This is a genomic window from Streptomyces sp. NPDC007162, from assembly GCF_040634175.1.
In the GTDB taxonomy this organism is placed as follows: Bacteria; Actinomycetota; Actinomycetes; order Streptomycetales; family Streptomycetaceae; genus Streptomyces.
Genome location: NZ_JBEYFC010000176.1, coordinates 1 through 16072 on the forward strand (window position 1 = coordinate 1; position 16072 = coordinate 16072).

Genomic DNA, 16072 nt, shown 5'->3' on the forward strand with positions numbered 1-16072 from the left:
TGGTCGTAGCGCCGCGCCACCGAGTACGCCCGTGCCTCCACCGTCTGCTGGTCCACCCCGTGGTGCGCGTCGGCCGACAGGGCGCTGCCCTGCCCGGTCTCGAAGTACATGACGTTCCGGCCGACCGTGCCGCGCTCCAGTTCGAGGGCCGCCTCGTACGCCTCGTCGAGCAGCCCGAGCGTGACGCCGAAGGAGGCGTTGGCGGCCTGGGTGCCGGCGATCGACTGGAAGACCAGGTCGACGGGGGCGCCGCGCTCCATCAGGTCCACACTGGTCGTGACGTGGCAGAGGACGCAGGACTGGGTGGGGATGGCGTACCGCTGGATGACCCCGTCGAGAAGGTCCAGCAGGTCCCGTACCGCCTTCGGGCTGTCCGTGGCCGGGTTGATGCCGATGACCGCGTCGCCGGAGCCGAGCAGCAGCCCGTCCAGCAGGGCGGCCGCGACGCCCGCCGGATCGTCGGTGGGGTGGTTGGGCTGGAGGCGGGTGGCCAGGCGTCCGGGCAGGCCGATCGTCGAGCGGAAGGCGGTGACGACCCGCACCTTGCGCGCGACGGCGACCAGGTCGGCGTTGCCCATGAGTTTGGAGACGGCCGCCACCATCTCCGGTGTGAGCCCGGGGGCCACGGCGGTCAGCGCGGGACCGTCCGCCGCGAGCAGCCACTCCCGGAACTCCCCGACCGTCATCCCCGCCACCGGCGCGAACGCGGCCGCGTCATGCGTGTCCAGGATCAGCCGGGTGACGTCGTCGCTCTCGTACGGGATCAGCGGCTCGGTCAGGAACGTCGTGAGCGGCACCTCCGCCAACGCCCAGCGCGCCGCGACCCGTTGCCGGGCCGACTCGGCCGCGAGCCCGGCGAGGCGGTCGCCGGAACGTTCCGGGCTCGCGGCGGCCAGCAGCCGGGCGAGGGACGCGAAGCGGTGGCGCTCGCCGCCGACGGTGGTGGTGTGGACGCTCATGGCGGTGACCGTACGAGCCGCGTGTTGCGAGCAGATTTCCGCAGATCTCCTCGGACTTCTAAAGGTCTGATTGACAAACATTTAACACCCCGAGACCCCTGACCGACTCATTCGGCCGACAGAGTCCAGCCCGGCACACCAGCACGTCAGCAGGAGAGGGACCTAGCACGATGGCAGTGGACGAGGGAGTCGCCCCAGCGGCGAGGACAGACGAGACAGGCACGGTTCACCGGCTGAAGCCCAACGCCGTGGGCCTGCTGGGCGTGGTCTTCATGGCCGTCGCGACGGCCGCGCCGATCACCGCGATGACGGGCAACGTGCCCTTCATGGTGTCGGCGGGCAACGGCATCGGCGCCCCGGCGAGCTACCTCGTCGCAATGGTCGTACTGGCAATCTTTTCCGTCGGCTTCACCTCGATGGCGAAGCACATCACCTCCACCGGAGCCTTCTACGGCTTCATCTCCTACGGCCTCGGACGCACCGTCGGACTCGCCTCCGGGCTGCTCGCCACCTTCGCGTACGTCGTCTTCGAGCCGGCACTGATCGGCATCTTCTCGACCTTCGCGACGGAGACGCTGAAGGACCAGACGGGCGCGGACATCCCCTGGTGGGCGTTTGCGGTCCTGATGCTGGCGATCAACGCCACCGGCACCTGGTTCGGCGTCTCGGTCGCCGAGAAGCTGCTCGTCGTCCTGCTCGCCACCGAGGTGACGATCCTCGCCGCGATGGCGATCTCGGTCGCCTTCCACGGCGGCGGCCCGGACGGCTTCAGCGTCGACCCGGTCAACCCGGTCAACGCCTTCAAGGGGACCAGTGCGGGGCTCGGGCTCTTCTTCGCCTTCTGGTCGTGGGTCGGCTTCGAGTCGACGGCGATGTACGGCGAGGAGTCCCGCAACCCGAAGAAGATCATCCCCAAGGCGACGATGATCTCGGTGCTGGGCGTCGGCGTCTTCTACGTCTTCGTCTCCTGGATGGCCATCACCGGCACCGGCCAGTCCAAGGCCGTCGAGGTCTCCACGGCCAACCCCCTCCAGCTCTTCTTCGGCCCCACCGAGCAGTACGTCGGCCACTGGGCGGTCGTCGTCATGCAGTGGCTGATGATCACCGGCTCGCTGGCCTGCGGCATGGCCTTCCACAACTGCGCCGCCCGCTACATGTACGCGCTGGGCCGCGAGGGCGTCCTGCCCTCCCTGAAGAACACCGTCGGCCGCACCCACGCCCGGCACGGCTCCCCGCACATCGCGGGCCTGGTCCAGACGATCGTGACCGCCCTGCTCCTGCTGGCCTTCGCGGCCGCCGGCAAGGACCCCTACACCGGCACGTACGTCCTGCTCGCGATCCTCGGCACCATGGCGATCCTGGTCGTGCAGGCCGTCTGCTCCTTCGCGGTGCTGGTCTACTTCCGCCGCAACCACCCCGAGAGCCGGCACTGGTTCAGGACCCTCACCGCCCCGATCCTCGGCGGCGTCGCCATGCTCGCGGTGGTGGCGCTGCTGGTGTCCAACATGGGCGCGGCGGCCGGTACGGAGTCCGGCTCACTGGTGCTGAAGGCGACTCCGTGGCTGGTGGCGCTGGTCGCGGGCACGGGCATCGGGTACGCGCAGTACCTCAAGCGCCGGGACCCGGCCCGATACCAGCTCCTCGGCCGGACGGTCCTGGAGGAGACCAAGGAACGCTGAGCGCGATCCGACGTCGACGACACCTCCGCACGCGCCCACCGCAGCCGACGACCGGCGGCCACGCGAGCATCGCTTCGGGGGCAGGGCTGTGCGCCGGACGGAGCGTGCTTGCGGCTCCGTTCCCGAAGCCGTACAGCACGGGACACCGCCGACAGGCTCGCGACGGCCGCGTCCGGCCGTCCATCCTCGGGCCACCCCACCATCGGTACCGCAGCCCTTACGATGACTCCCAATACCGCGGTGCAGAAGGAGACGCTGGGCATGCGACGGCTGGGTGATCTGGAGGCGGAGATCATGGACCGTCTGTGGAGGTGGAGGCGCCCGGCAACCGTGCGTGAGGTCGTGGACGACATCAACCGGACCCGGCCCGTCGCCTACACCACCGTGATGACCGTGGCCAACATCCTTCACAGCAAGGGCTGGCTGGTGCGCGAGCAGAAAGACGGCCGGGCCTGGCTGTACGAACCGGTCCGCACACGGGAGGAGTACGCGGCCGCCCTTCTGGAGGACGCCCTGAGTGCCAGCGAGGACCGCCCGGTGGCACTGACCCACTTCGTGGACCAGATGTCTGCCGCCGAGATCACCGCACTCCGCAAGGCTCTGCGCAACGCGGGAAAACGCGCCGACACGTGACCGGCGCTGCTGGAGGACAGGGTCACGAAGGCCGGATGCGGGGGGAGACGCGACGGACCGCCTCTTCGCGAGGTGGAATACGCCGACCTGGGGCGGGGCCAGGATCGCCATGCGCAACCGGCCGAGGTCGCCGGCGCCTCCGTCCGTACGGCGAAAGCAGTGCGGACGGAGGAGCCCGGTCCGGCGTTCGTCAGTCCTGGTAGGCCACCAGAGCCATCATCCCCGCCTCACCGTGGTAGGCGTTGTGGCAGTGCAGCATCCACTGGCCGGGATTGTCGGCGTCGAAGTGGACGGACACCGTCTTCTTCGGGAGAACGATGGTGGTGTCCTTGCGCGGACCGTCGGTGCCGAGTTGGTAGGTGTGGCCGTGCAGGTGCATCGGATGCCACATCGTCGTCCTGTTCACGAAGTCCAGGCGGACCCGCTCGCCCTGCTTGACCAGGATGGGGTTCGCGGTCGGGTTGCTCATGTCGAAGCGCTTGCCGTTGATGCCCCAGTTGTATGTGCCCATGCCGCCGGTCAGCTCGATACGGTGCACCCGGTCGGCCGTCTTCGTCGCCGGCCGGACGTCGTCCGCCGCCTTCAGCCGCGAGGCGGTCATGATCATGCCGTCGAGTTCCTCCGGGCGGACGTTCGGCATCGGTGCCCTGCCGGAACCGGTTCGGACCAGCGCCATACCGTTGGCGTCCTTGCCCTCGGCGAGGGCAACCAGCGGGAAGACACCGTCCGCGAGGGTGACCAGGACGTCGTACCGCTCCCCCATGCCGACGAGCAGGGCGTCGACCTGCTGGTGCTGAACGGGGTATCCGTCGGTATGGGTGATGGTCAGCTTGTGCCCGCCGAGCGCCACCCGGTAGGCAGTGTCGCCGCCCGCGTTGACGATGCGCAGCCGCACCCGCTTGCCCGGCTTGCCGGTGTACACGTCCGGGTCGGCCGGGACACGTCCGTTGACCAGGTGGTACGGGTACTTCACGTCGCCCGCGTCGCCGCCGAGCAGCTCGCTCCGGGCTCCCATGAGCACGAACTTCGTCGACATGCCGCCGGAGCCGGACGGCGAGGCGCTCGCATCCGAACTCCCGCTGTTCATGCTCATACTGCTCATGTCCATACCCCCCATGTCCATGCCGCCCATGCCCATGCCGCCCATCCCCTGCTTGAGCTCGGCGAAGACCTCGTCGGGGGTGCCGGTGACCCCGTCGACCCAGTCGTCGAGGACTACGACCCACTCGTCGTCGTACCGGAGTGGCTCCCTGGGGTCTTCCACGATCAGCGGGGCGTAGAGGCCCCGGTCGAGCTGGACGCCGACGTGCGGGTGGAAGAAGTAGGTACCGGGGGCGTCGGCGACGAAGCGGTAGGTGAAGTTGCTGCCGGCACGTACGGCGGCCTGGGTGGCCGGGGGTACGCCGTCCATGTCGGCGCGCAGGGCTATGCCGTGCCAGTGGATGGAGGTGGTGGTTTTGTCCGGCAGCTGGTTGGACAGCTCGGCGGCGAGCGTGTCGCCCACGGACAACCGCAGTTCCTTGCCGGGAGTCCGGCCACCGAAGGCCCAGCTGGCCGCCATGACCCCGCCGCCGAGGTCGAGCATGGCGCGCGCGGCGGTCAGGGTCACCTGCTGCGTCCTGCCGGTGCTCTTGCGCTTCTTCTCGGCGGCGGCGACCACCGCGTCATCGGGGCTGACCAGGGAGGAAGTGGAGTTGCCGGAGCCGCTGCTGCACGCGGCGAGCGCGCCCGCGCCCGCGACGCCCAGCCCGGCCAGCAGGACGGAGCGGCGGTTGATGCTGTTCATGTCGTTCACGTGGGGAGTCCTCTACTCGGTGTGCCGTCGGTCGGACCGCGCGCGAGCAGCACCGCTCGCGTACCCAGGGGGACGCGGCGGCGGCTCGCGGGATCCGGCCTAGATCAGCAGCCGGGAGAGGACGGAGAGATCGGGTGGCGCACGGTACGACGTCCCGGTCGGATCACGCTGGGCGGACACGGAAGGGAAGGCACCCGACCGGACGACGATGACAGCGGCAGGCTGCGGCAGGAGTTTCGCCGTGCCCACGTCCCCGGCCGAGCAGTGCTGCATGCCGGGACCCGAGCAGGCGCCGCCCTCGTCGCCCATCGCGGTGTACGCGGCCTTCAGGACCGTGCCGTGTGCGGCCGAGGCGGCCGTCGGGGTCATGGCGGCAGAGGCGTGATCCGTGCCGGCCATCGCGCTCATGGAGTGAGCGGGCATGACAGCGGGCGTCGTGTCGTGGTGGACGAGTACGGCGAGCGCGGCGAGCAGCGCGCCGACCACGGCCCGCACGCAGCGCGCTGCGCTGCGTCGGGGCCCGGCCCGCCGGTCTGTGGCTGTCGTCATCGCTTTCCGCGTCCTGTTTCGTCCGACACGACCCGTCCAATATACCCCGTGGGGTATGTGGTTCTACTAAGCAGACTTTAAGCGAGCTGCGTACACATTATCGGCCGATGACCGGCCTCCGCAGGGCACGCAGCGCCCGTCACCCCGAGGCGGCCATCTTCTTGCCCGCCGGGTTCACGGCGAACCACGTGCCGTTCTTGCCCTGGCCGTTCATCTCGCCGGCCTTGGTGTCGCCCATGTAGCGGTACAGCGGCCAGCCGGCGAGGGTGATCTGCTTCATGCCGTCGTCGCGGGTGAGGACGCCGATCTTGGCCTGCACGCCCATCCCCTGAGGGGTGCCGTCCGCCATGACCGGCATCCAGGTCTCCGCACAACTACCGCTGCACATGGACATGTTCATCTGGTCCTTGCCGTAGCGGTAGAGCGTGAAGCCCTTGGCGTCGGTGACCACCGCTCCCATGCCGGACATCGTCTTGGACATCAGCATGTTCGTACTGACCATGTGCCCCGAGCTGCTGCTCGGGGTGGACGCACCGCCGTCGGCGGGCGCCGTGGTCTCGGCGGGTGCGGTGGTCGCCGGTGCGGCCGCGCCGGTGTTCGTGGAGCTGCCACTGGACGACCCACACGCGGTGAGCAGCAACGCCGAGGCGACGCCCGAGGCCATGACGAGGGCAATGCGGTGCCGGGACACGGAGTTCTCCCTTGTTTGTCACATGGGTTATCTACTGATGCCCTTAGTACGTTCGTGGACGGTGGACCGTTCAGGCGCAGGGGACGCACATGGCGAGACCTTTACCGGAGCGCGCGCCGATCTCGTCCGTCCTCGTCCTGGCGTCGGCCGGAACAGGGCTGTGAAACCGATGCGCACCAGAGATGATCGGCACCCCGGGACGGGGGGCACCCCGGGACGGGGGGCACCCCGTTTGCGGGCCGCGGCCACCATGTGGAGTGCCGGGCGGTCCTTGATACCGCCGGGGTCGGCGCCCCTGCTGCGTGAAACGCTCAACCGTTGGGGATGGGGCGGGTACTGAAGAGTCAGGGTACGCACGCCACTGTCAGGGGCAGCAACGGAGCCGCGACCGTGGCCACAACGATGCCCAGCCATGCGACGCGATGCGGCCGGGGCTGCGGCGCAAGGACGCGCCGCAGCCGGATGAGGACTCCCGAGCCACCCGCACCCAGAGCCGCCGCGGGCGCTCGTCCCGCCGCGACCTCGCACATCGCCGTCACCAGTGCGTCCCTGGAGTGATGCCGCAGGGCGCGGTCGTCTGCGATCATCTCCAGCAGCAGGTTCGTCTGCTCCTTGGCGTGCCGGGCGAGCGGCAGGCCGCGGAAAGCACGCGAGAACGCGTCCACCAGGATCTTCAACAGGTGGTGCCTGCCCGCGATATGGGCGCGCTCGTGGTCCAGCACGGCGCGCAACTGCTCCTCGGTGAGGACGTCCAGCACGCCGCTGGTGACGACCACGCGGGCGCGGCGTCCGCCCAGGCAGTACACGGCGGGAATGCCGTGGTCGACGATCGTGGCGCCGTACTCGGGCGCGGGTTCACCGACGAGAGCAAGCATGTCCAGCTGGCGGTTGAGCGCACGGCGCGCCCGCCAGGCGCACCGGACCAGCCATCCGACCGGCAGTAGGACGACCATGAGGGGTGCCGTGATCGCCAGGGCGTCGTCGACGGTGAGGGGCGCGTCGCCCGCCGAAGGGGCGTCCGCGGGCAGTCCGCATGCGGTGAGCAGCCCGATCACTCCGTCGTGCACATGCTGTTCGGCCGTCACCACGTGGTACACGGAGAGGGCGGTGGCGACAACGAACGCCACCATGAGGCCCTGCCACGCCAGAACAGCGGCGGCCGGCGCGCGGTGCGCCCACGGGGCCCTGGCCAGCAGGGGCGGCACCACGGCGCCCGTCAGGACCGCGTATCCGGCCAGCCCCGCGGCTGTGATCATGCGCTGCTCCGCCTCTTCACCGCTCGGAGCGCCGAGCGTAGCGCGTGCACTTGCTCCATACTCATCTGTCCCATGAAACCGGCCGGCGCCTCCACCGGGTCCGGTTTGCCCGAGGACGTCAAGCGAAGTATTCGGCGGCCTCCCGCGGCACGGTGTCGGGCCGTGCAGTCCCGAGGCTCCGAAACCGTCAGGTGGTACTGCTGGTCTCAGCCTCGCGTCTGGTGGCGGCGGGTTCCCGCAGAGGACCATGAAGATCCGAACCCGGAGCCCCCACCTGGGCAGGGCACGGGCACGGCACACCGCGCGTTGTCCGGCTCGCAGACCGTCCACCCCTCCCCCGCCGGAGAGACAATGGCTGACACAGCCGGATTCAACGAACGCAATATCGAGGAGTTCCGCGCGAACCACGGACAGTTGGGTGGGGGGTTCGCCGGGGCCCCGGTGCTGTTGTTGCACACCATAGGGGCGCGCTCAGGCGCGGCCCGGGTGAATCCGATGATGTACCTGGCCGATCAGGGCCGCTATCTGGTCTTCGCCTCCAAGGCGGGCTCCGACCGTAATCCGGACTGGTACCACAACCTCCTCGCGCATCCCGAGGTCCGGATCGAGGTAGGTGAAGACGAAATCGCCGTACGGGCAGAGGAGTTGCACGGCGCCGAGCGCGACACCGCGTTCGCGGAGCAGGCCCGCCGTCACCCGGGCTTCGCCGCTTACCAGCGCAAGACGCGACGAGTGATCCCCGTCGTCGCGCTCATTCCCACCGGCGAGGGCACAGCGCCCGCCGATCGCACAGGACGGACGTCGTCGTGAGCATGCCCTATCTCGCTCAGCCCGACCAGCAGCAGAAACTCGAATGGCTCGACGGAGGCCAGTTCGCCGTACTCCTGGACAGCGCGGCCACCGAGGGCCGGCTGACCGTCGGGCGGTTCAGCGTCGCCAAGGGCGAGGCGCCGCCTTACCACATGCACACCCGCGAGGACGAGATCTTCATGCTCATCAAGGGCACCGCACTGCTGTGGTCGGACGACCAGGAGATGGAACTGTCGGAGGGCGGCATCGTCTACCTGCCCAGGAACATCCCGCACGGCTACCGGATCACCTCGGACGCCGCGGACCTGTTGATGATCTGCACTCCGGGCGGTATCGAGGGCATGTTCCGGCACGCCGGACGCGACCTGTCGGCCCCCCGGCCCGAAGGATTCGAGATCTCCAAGGACCGGATGGCCGAGGCCGCCGACCTGTACGGACAGATCGTCCTCGGCCCGCCGCGCTGAGCGCCGGCACCCCCACGCTCCACCCGCGCATCCACCCCGTACGAAAGGCACCGCCATGTCCGGGCAACAACGCCGCGCCCTCGACGAGATGCTCCGCCACGCACCCCTCGACGTCGGAGGCGACGTGGCCGAAGCGCGCGCCGTCTTCCACGAGATGATGACCTCGATACCGCTGCCTGCGGATGTCACGACCGCCCCCGGGCACCTCGGCGGCGTGCCCGTCGTCACCGTCGACACACCCGGCAGCGATCCGTCCCGCGCGCTGCTGTACTTCCACGGCGGTGCGTACGCCATCGGTTCCGCGGCCGACGCGGCGGGCCTGGCCGCGGACGTGTCCCGGCGCTGCGGTGCCCGTGCCGTCTGCGTCGACTACCGGCTGGCCCCCGAGCACCCGTTCCCCGCGGCCGTCGAGGACGCGGTGGCCGCGTACCGCGCGCTGCTCGACCTGGCGATCCCCGCCGAGCGGATCGCCTTCGTCGGCGAGTCCGCGGGCGGCGGCCTGACCGTCGCAACGCTGGTCGCGGCCAGGGAGGCGGGCCTGCCCCAGCCTGCGTCGGCCACGGTGTTCTCGCCCTGGGCCGACCTCACAGTGTCCGGCGCCAGTGCGACGGGCAAGGCCCGTCTGGACCCCGCGCTGACCCCGCAGGCCCTGCGTACCCGCGCCCGCGACTACCTCGCTCGGACGCCCGGCACCGAACCGCTGGCCAGCCCCGTCTTCGCCGACCTCGCGGGCCTGCCTCCACTGCTCATCCACGTGGGCTCGCACGAGATCCTGCTGGACGACGCCGTACGACTGGCCGGACGCGCCGCCGACCACGACGTACCCGTCGCGCTCCAGGTCTGGCCCCAAGTCCCCCACGTCTTCCAGGCGTTCGCCGCCCTGCTCGACGAAGCCGACGAGGCACTGGACTCCGCCGCCGCCTTCACCCGGACCCACTGGGCCCGTGCCGCGAAAGCCGCCGAAGGCACCGCACCCGACGCCACGCCGGACGCCGCGCTCCAGCCGTGACCGCGATCGCCCCGCGCACTTCGGAAGAGCCTGGAGCGCAACCGTCATGGTCGATGTGAACGTGGAGCCCTTCGAGACCGAGGTCCGCACCCGCACCGGAGATCTCGTCCGCGCCGACGTCTGCCTTCCCGCCGACAGCGAGGGGCCGTTCCCGGTCGTCCTCGGCGCCTCCCCCTACCAGAAGGCGCTGCGGCACCTGCCGCCGTTCTTCGCCGGTGCGGGCGACCGCGTCCGGCGGGAGATCACCAACCAGGACTCACTGATCACCGACGCCCCATGACCCACTTCTACGGCCAGAAAGCCGGGACCGACACCTGCCACCACGACCGGTCGCACCCCTCGGCGCTGCACCTGCACGAACGCCCGCGCCACCGGTAGGGCCGTACCGGGGGCGCCGCCAGACCTCCCCGGCCCTCCCGGCCCTCCCCCGGCTTTACGTAGAAGTGAGAAAGACTGTCCTGTCCGGGCAGAGAATTCGAACGATGATGACCGCATGGCATCGACGAACCACTTCGGCGTCGCCCTGCGAGGCTGGCGGGAGCGCCTTTCGCCCCTGGCGAGCGGACTGGAGACCGACGCCGCCCGGCGCATTCCCGGTCTGCGTCGCGAGGAACTGGCCCGGCTGGCCGGTCTGTCGGTCGACTACGTGGTGCGGCTCGAACAGGGCCGCGCCCGCAATCCCTCCGCCCAGGTCGTCACCGCCCTGGCCAGGGCCCTGCGGCTGGACACATCCGAGCGCGACCACCTGTTCCGCTGTGCCAGTCTCGCGCCGCCCGCCGGCGGCGGCGTACCGCTGCACGTGCCGCCGAGGGTGCATCGGCTCGTCCGGCAGCTGAGCGATGCGCCGGTCGCGGTCTACGCCGCCGACTGGACGCTGGTCAGCTGGAACCGGATGTGGACCACCACCGTCGGCGACCCCCGTACCTACGGCTGGGACCAGGGCAATCTCGTCGCCGGCATGTTCCGTTCCAGCGGCGGTCACCGGGTCGATTCCATCGCCGCCTGGCCGATACGCTCCTGGGCGGGCGACGAGGCCGAGGAGGAGTCCCTCGTCGCCGACCTGCGGGTCACGGCAGCGGTCTACCCCCACGACGCCCGTCTCACCGCACTCGTCGACCGGCTGCTGCACAGCAGCTCCCGCTTCGCCCGCCTGTGGTCCAACGGGACCGCAGGCCTCCATGGCGGCGACCGCAAGACCATCGAGCACCCCCTGGTCGGTGACCTGGCCCTCGACCTCGACGTCCTCATGGTCCCCGGCTCCGACCTCCGTATCGTCACCTACTCGGCCGACAACGGAACCGACGACGCCGAGAAGCTGGACAGCCTGCGCGGTCCGGGCCCCGCTGCAGCTCTCACCGGGACGCCGGAGCGGGCCTGACGGACGGCACACCGTCCTCCTTTCGGCCGGGGCCCAGGGGGGGATGCCGCCTAGGACGTCGCAGACCGGGGCGACTTGTGGCACTGCGCGGCCACGGACCTCGATCGTGCATATGGGCCCGTCGTCTTGCTGACGGGCCCGCATGCCGCCCGCAGCGAGGCGATCCCTCCGCTGCCCCGGGACGTGACGGACAGGGCCGCCGCCACCGAGGCCGTCCAGCGGGCGGGCACACACACTTCGGCCACGTCGGCAATCTACGGCTTACATGCCCCGCCGAAACCGTGAGGCACTGGAGGGCGACTCCGTGGTGCGATCCGGGGCCGTTTCCGTACGGGCCGTTCTCCTCCAAGCCGACCGGCCATAACGGCAACGGCACGCTCCAGTAGTTGGATCGGCGCCGGAGCGCCCCCTTCCGGTTTCCCCGCGTCCAGCCGGCGTCCAGAATCCAGTGCCCAACCAGCCACAGGAGCCGTATACCGCAAGGTCCAACCGCTACGAACCGGAACATCAGTGCAGGTCAGGGGGTATTCGCACCACCGACACCGGCAACGAGGCCGAACTCGTGCGCAGCGGATTCAGTCCGCTCAGGCAAAGTTGACGATCCGGCAGGACAAAATGACCGCTTTCGCAGGTCGGAGACCTGCACAGGTGGGGCGGGTGGGACTCGAACCCACGGCCGACGGATGATGAGTCCTTCGAGGATCTTGGCGGTCCTTGTCACAACAGCAGCCGCGCCCGCCCAGCTCCGACCAAGGGGATGGAACCCCCGCACAGCGGATTACCCTTCCAACGCGCCGATGCTCCACCCCTGGCCCGGGGTGGAGCATCGTCCCCGACGTGCACCGGCTCGTGCGATCAGTCGGCGGGACGTTGCGGGCGAACGCTTGGGACGGGATATCGGCTCTACGAGCCACCGCGAAGGCATCGGTCCGCCCTCGTGCATCAGTCCGTTCTGATGCTGTCCAGCACGTTCAGCCTCGCGGCCCGTCGGGCCGGCCACAGCGCCGCCAGCAGACCCACCAGGGCCGCACCGGCAACGTACGCGGCGAGTCGCTCGTACGGGAAGACGGTCGTGAGTCCGGTCATCGCACTGCTCAGCAGCCGGACGCCGGCCCAGGCCAGGAAGCTGCCGATGGCGATGCCCAGTGCCGCGCCGAAGGACGCGATCAGGACCGACTCCAGGCGGACCATCCGCCTCACCGCGCTACGGTGCAGTCCGACCGCTCTGAGCATGCCTATCTCGCGCTTCCGTTCCAGTACGGCGAGTGCGAGGGTGTTGACGACGCCCAGAACCGCGATGATCACGGCCATGGCGAGCAGTGCGTACATGGCGTCCAGCAGCAGGTTGATCTGCGAACTGAAGTGGTCCCGCATCTGCTGTTTGGTGCGGACGTTGATGAGCGGGTTGTCGCCGGTGGAATCCTTGAGCGCCTGTTGCAGCGACGCCGTGGCCCCGGTGACCCCTTTGACCAGGACCGTGCTGTAGAACGGCGCAGTGGTGTGCGGGCTCAGCACCGACCGGCTCATCAGCACGGATCCGAGTACCTCGCTGTTCCGGTAGATCCCGCCGACCGTCAGCCGGCCGCCGCTGCCGTCCGGGTAGGTCACCGGGACCGTAGTGCCAACAGTCCAGTCGTCGTTGACGGCGTGGTCCTGGTCGACCAGGATCTGGCCCCGCCGGAGGGCCGTGGTGGAGCCGCTGGCCATGTCCGGGACGATCAACTGATCGAAGCTCTTCGCGTCGACGCCGGTGACGGCAAGGTCCTTGCCGTCCGTACGGAGACGCTGGTCGTCCAGCGCGCTGTACGCGGCCACGCCCGGGGTTCTGGCGATCGCGGGCAGCAGCGTCGGAGCGACCGGCAGACTCAGCAGCGCGCTGACCGCGTAGTCGGCCTTCATGTTCTGGGTGACCTGCTTGTCGATGGCGTGGGTGACGGACGCGCCGAGGACCGTCAACGCGCTGATCAAGGTGATACCGACGGTGAGTGCCGAGGCGGTCGCGGCAGTACGCCGCGGGTTGCGCACCGCGTTCTGCCGGGCCAGTGTGCCGGAGATCCCGAACAGCCAGGTACAGAGCGGGCCGGCCAGCGCGATCGCCGGCCGGGACAGCGCGGGGGTGAGAACGAACACTCCGACCAGGGTGCCCACCGCACCACCCGCGACCAGCAGGTTACCGGCCGAGCCGCCCCTGGCGGCCCCCCAGAGGACCAGCGCCGGGCCGACTCCGGCCAGGACGACGCCGATGCTGTTGCGAGCGACGAGGCTTTTGTGGGTGGCCGGGGTGTCGATGCTGCGCATCGCGGCGACCGGGGCCACGCGGGAGGCACGCAGAGCGGGCGGCAGAGTCGCGAGGACGGTGACCATGGTCCCGGTGAGCAGGGTGACGAGAACAGTGGTGGGTGAGACGACCAGCGTGCTGGTGGAGACATGGCTGCCCATGGAGCCCATGAGGCCCTGGAGTGCGGCGCCGGTCCCGATGCCCGTGACCAGGCCGGCCACCGAGGCGCTGACACCCACGAGCAGGGCTTCCAGCAGCACCGAGTGGGTGATCTGGCGGCGACTGGCTCCGATGGCCCGCAGCAGAGCCAGCTCGCGGGTGCGCTGTGCGATCAGCACGGTGAAGGTGTTGGCGATGAGGAAGACGCCGACGAACAGGGCGATCCCGGCGAAGGCCAGCAGTACGTTCCTCATCCCGGACATGTCGCTGAGCGACTGTGCGGCCATGTCCGCGTTGAGCCGGGCGCCGGTCTTCACCGTGATGTTCCCGCTGTGCGGGACGACCGGCAGGATTTCACCGCGCAGCTCGTTCTGGCTGGTGCCGGGCGTCGCGACGACCTGGATGCTGTCGTACCGGCCCGGTTCGAGGTAGAGGCGCTGCGCGGTGGCGGTGTCGAACAGGACGAGTGAGCCGCCTGCCCTGACCTGCGGGTCGTCGGTGGTGAAGATGCCGGTGACCGTCATCTCCAGCACGGGCCCGTTGACGGCCGCCCGCACGGTGTCGCCGACCTTGAAGTCGTTGTCGCTCGCGGTCCTGCGATCGATGGCGATCATGTCTGCCGAGGTGGGTCCGGCGCCCTGTGCCATCGGGTACTGGGGGTCCTGTCCGTCGGCGGAGGGAACCCAGTTGGCGCCCCGGGTGTTGCCGCGGCTGCCGATGAGGTTGCCGTGCGGGTCGGAGAGCCCGGCGAAGCCGGTGACGGTGCCGCGGGCCGAGCGCGTTCCCGGCAGAGCGGCGATCCTGCGCACCGTGGACTCGGTCAGCGGGTTCCGGGCGCCGGTGTGTTTTCCGGCCCCCGAGTCCGGGTCCGTGTTCACGGCGGTGTCGGTGACCTGTACCGAGATCCGTGAGTAGCTGTCGGAGACGCTGTCCTTGACGGACTGTCCGATGGAGTCGGAGAAGATCAGGGTTCCGGCGACGAAGGCGGTGCCGAGGAGCACAGCCAGCGTCGTCATCAGCAGACGGCCTTTGTGGGCCCGCACATGGCGAAGTGCGGTGCGATACATGGTGGTCGGCTCCTCTTCAGCTGGTGCGGGCCACGGCGTCAAGACGACGCATCCGGTCCAGGACGCTGTCCGCGGTCGGGGCCCGCAGGTCGTCGACGATGCGGCCGTCCGCGAGGAACACCACGCGGTCCGCGTACGAGGCGGCGATCGCGTCGTGGGTGACCATCACCACGGTCTGTCCGAGGTCGCGCACGCAGTCGCGGAGGAAGGCGAGGATCTGCGCGCCGGAGCGCGAGTCCAGGTTGCCGGTGGGCTCGTCAGCGAAAATGATCTCCGGTTCGGAGGCCAGAGCACGGGCGCAGGCCACCCGCTGCTGCTGGCCGCCCGAGAGCTGGGACGGTCGGTGGCCGAGGCGATCGGCCAGGCCGACGGTCGCCACCACCCGGTCCAGCCACGCCTGGTCGGGCTTTCGCCCGGCGATGGCCAGGGGAAGAGTGATGTTCTCCAGCGCGGTGAGCGTCGCCAGCAGGTTGAACGACTGGAAGACGAAACCGATCCGGTCCCGGCGCATCGAGGTGAGCCGCTTGTCGTCGAGGCCACCCAGTTCGGTCTCGCCGATCCGGGCGGAGCCCGCGGTGACCGGTTCCAGGCCGGCCATGCAGTGCATCAGGGTGGACTTGCCGGAGCCGGACGGACCCATGATGGCGGTGAACTGCCCCCGCAGGAACTCGACACCGAGGTTGTCCAGGGCGATGACGCGGGTCCCGCCCTCGCCGTAGATCTTGCTGAGGCCGACAGCGGACGCTGCCGCTGTGCAGGAATCGTCGGTCACCGGGCTTCTCCGTTCGTCAGGGGCTCTCAAGGTGACGGCCGGGCGGTACCCGACGCATCTGCCTGGAGGCATACGCCGCAGGGCCGATGCCCTCGCCCTCCCCGCGCGCCTACGCTCGGGCCATGCGTCCTGATCCGCGCCCCCCGCTGCCGGCACGGCTACGACCGGGAACCCGGCTCGCGCTGGAGCTCGCGGGTTCCGCCGCGTACGGACTGTCGGCCTGGGTTCTGCCGGACCACGGCACCGGCCTTCGCCTCATGGCGGCAGCCGCCGCGGCCGTACTGCTCACCGCGGCATGGGCAGCCGGCCGGCACTGTCCGCTCGCCGCCTTCGGCGCGGCACTGACGGCCTTGTGGCTGACCCCGCTGGCCGAAGTCCCGCCGGGCGGGACGCTCGGGTTCCTGGCGTTGGGGCCGATGGCGTGGGTGCTGTACCTCGTGGCCACCGGCTGCCGCATCCGTACGGCGGTGTTCGTGCTCGTGCTCTCCCTCTCCGGCGCGGTGGCCACCGCGCTGCCGGACTTCACGCGCCGAGGCGGGATCGTCCCAGATCGGAAGAGCGTCGGGGGGGGAA

General features: G+C 70.0%; 15 protein-coding genes. 8 read left to right on the forward strand and 7 right to left on the reverse strand.

Annotation, left to right across the window (positions count from 1 at the left end; genetic code table 11):
* The coding region (gene eutB / locus ABZ646_RS21625; RefSeq protein WP_360521153.1) for an ethanolamine ammonia-lyase subunit EutB at window positions 1-959 on the reverse strand (959 nt) is incomplete at its 3' end.
* Between the two features lie 170 nt (window positions 960-1129).
* On the opposite strand from eutB, the gene ABZ646_RS21630 reads away from it, so the two are divergent.
* Together ABZ646_RS21630 and ABZ646_RS21635 are read left to right on the forward strand one after the other, a co-directional pair.
* Window positions 1130-2638 (forward strand): APC family permease, encoded by a 1509-nt coding sequence (locus ABZ646_RS21630; RefSeq protein WP_360521156.1) that lies wholly within the window; start codon window positions 1130-1132, stop codon window positions 2636-2638.
* Between the two features lie 261 nt (window positions 2639-2899).
* Entirely contained in the window at window positions 2900-3271 is a 372-nt protein-coding gene (locus ABZ646_RS21635) for a BlaI/MecI/CopY family transcriptional regulator (RefSeq protein ID WP_360521192.1), read from the forward strand.
* Between the two features lie 190 nt (window positions 3272-3461).
* Here ABZ646_RS21635 and ABZ646_RS21640 read toward each other — a convergent pair whose 3' ends face one another.
* From ABZ646_RS21640 to ABZ646_RS21655, 4 genes are all read right to left on the reverse strand, one after another.
* Entirely contained in the window at window positions 3462-5057 is a 1596-nt protein-coding gene (locus ABZ646_RS21640; protein WP_360521195.1) for a multicopper oxidase family protein, read from the reverse strand.
* Between the two features lie 108 nt (window positions 5058-5165).
* Window positions 5166-5615, reverse strand: a complete 450-nt coding sequence (locus ABZ646_RS21645; protein ID WP_360521159.1) for a hypothetical protein — start codon at window positions 5613-5615, stop codon at window positions 5166-5168.
* Between the two features lie 139 nt (window positions 5616-5754).
* The gene (locus ABZ646_RS21650) at window positions 5755-6306 is read right to left on the reverse strand and encodes a hypothetical protein (RefSeq protein WP_360521162.1); all 552 of its coding nucleotides are present in this window, start codon (window positions 6304-6306) and stop codon (window positions 5755-5757) included.
* Between the two features lie 344 nt (window positions 6307-6650).
* Entirely contained in the window at window positions 6651-7562 is a 912-nt protein-coding gene (locus tag ABZ646_RS21655) for a M56 family metallopeptidase (RefSeq protein WP_360521165.1), read from the reverse strand.
* Window positions 7563-7913: 351 nt separating this feature from the next.
* Here ABZ646_RS21655 and ABZ646_RS21660 point away from each other — a divergent pair, with 351 nt between their 5' ends.
* From ABZ646_RS21660 to ABZ646_RS21680, 5 genes are all read left to right on the forward strand, one after another.
* Window positions 7914-8372 (forward strand): nitroreductase family deazaflavin-dependent oxidoreductase, encoded by a 459-nt coding sequence (locus tag ABZ646_RS21660; RefSeq protein WP_360521168.1) that lies wholly within the window; start codon window positions 7914-7916, stop codon window positions 8370-8372.
* A 2-nt stretch (window positions 8373-8374) separates the two neighbouring features.
* Window positions 8375-8836: a cupin domain-containing protein gene (locus ABZ646_RS21665; protein WP_360521171.1), complete on the forward strand. Its 462-nt coding sequence runs from the start codon at window positions 8375-8377 to the stop codon at window positions 8834-8836.
* Window positions 8837-8891: 55 nt separating this feature from the next.
* Window positions 8892-9845: an alpha/beta hydrolase gene (locus ABZ646_RS21670; RefSeq protein WP_360521174.1), complete on the forward strand. Its 954-nt coding sequence runs from the start codon at window positions 8892-8894 to the stop codon at window positions 9843-9845.
* Window positions 9846-9891: 46 nt separating this feature from the next.
* Window positions 9892-10125, forward strand: a complete 234-nt coding sequence (locus ABZ646_RS21675; RefSeq protein ID WP_360521177.1) for a hypothetical protein — start codon at window positions 9892-9894, stop codon at window positions 10123-10125.
* A gap of 213 nt (window positions 10126-10338) precedes the next feature.
* Window positions 10339-11223, forward strand: a complete 885-nt coding sequence (locus ABZ646_RS21680) for a helix-turn-helix transcriptional regulator (RefSeq protein ID WP_360521180.1) — start codon at window positions 10339-10341, stop codon at window positions 11221-11223.
* A gap of 942 nt (window positions 11224-12165) precedes the next feature.
* On the opposite strand, the gene ABZ646_RS21685 is transcribed toward ABZ646_RS21680, so the two are convergent.
* Together ABZ646_RS21685 and ABZ646_RS21690 are read right to left on the reverse strand one after the other, a co-directional pair.
* Entirely contained in the window at window positions 12166-14727 is a 2562-nt protein-coding gene (locus tag ABZ646_RS21685; RefSeq protein ID WP_360521183.1) for an FtsX-like permease family protein, read from the reverse strand.
* Between the two features lie 16 nt (window positions 14728-14743).
* Window positions 14744-15499 carry an ABC transporter ATP-binding protein gene (locus ABZ646_RS21690; RefSeq protein ID WP_360521186.1) on the reverse strand — a complete coding sequence of 252 codons (756 nt, stop codon included), beginning with the start codon at window positions 15497-15499 and terminating at the stop codon, window positions 14744-14746.
* Window positions 15500-15621: 122 nt separating this feature from the next.
* Between ABZ646_RS21690 and ABZ646_RS21695 the strand changes: the two genes are divergently transcribed.
* On the forward strand, window positions 15622-16072 hold a 451-nt coding region (locus ABZ646_RS21695), incomplete at its 3' end, for a hypothetical protein (RefSeq protein WP_360521189.1).

Coding starts and splice junctions, on each gene's coding strand:
- ABZ646_RS21670 (WP_360521174.1), top strand. CDS start 8,892: ATGTCCGGGCAACAACGCCGCGCCCTCGACGAGATGCTCCGCCACGCA.
- ABZ646_RS21660 (WP_360521168.1), top strand. CDS start 7,914: ATGGCTGACACAGCCGGATTCAACGAACGCAATATCGAGGAGTTCCGC.
- ABZ646_RS21675 (WP_360521177.1), top strand. CDS start 9,892: ATGGTCGATGTGAACGTGGAGCCCTTCGAGACCGAGGTCCGCACCCGC.
- ABZ646_RS21680 (WP_360521180.1), top strand. CDS start 10,339: ATGGCATCGACGAACCACTTCGGCGTCGCCCTGCGAGGCTGGCGGGAG.
- ABZ646_RS21665 (WP_360521171.1), top strand. CDS start 8,375: ATGCCCTATCTCGCTCAGCCCGACCAGCAGCAGAAACTCGAATGGCTC.
- ABZ646_RS21645 (WP_360521159.1), bottom strand. CDS start 5,615: ATGACGACAGCCACAGACCGGCGGGCCGGGCCCCGACGCAGCGCAGCG.
- ABZ646_RS21635 (WP_360521192.1), top strand. CDS start 2,900: ATGCGACGGCTGGGTGATCTGGAGGCGGAGATCATGGACCGTCTGTGG.
- ABZ646_RS21685 (WP_360521183.1), bottom strand. CDS start 14,727: ATGTATCGCACCGCACTTCGCCATGTGCGGGCCCACAAAGGCCGTCTG.
- ABZ646_RS21655 (WP_360521165.1), bottom strand. CDS start 7,562: ATGATCACAGCCGCGGGGCTGGCCGGATACGCGGTCCTGACGGGCGCC.
- ABZ646_RS21630 (WP_360521156.1), top strand. CDS start 1,130: ATGGCAGTGGACGAGGGAGTCGCCCCAGCGGCGAGGACAGACGAGACA.
- ABZ646_RS21640 (WP_360521195.1), bottom strand. CDS start 5,057: ATGAACAGCATCAACCGCCGCTCCGTCCTGCTGGCCGGGCTGGGCGTC.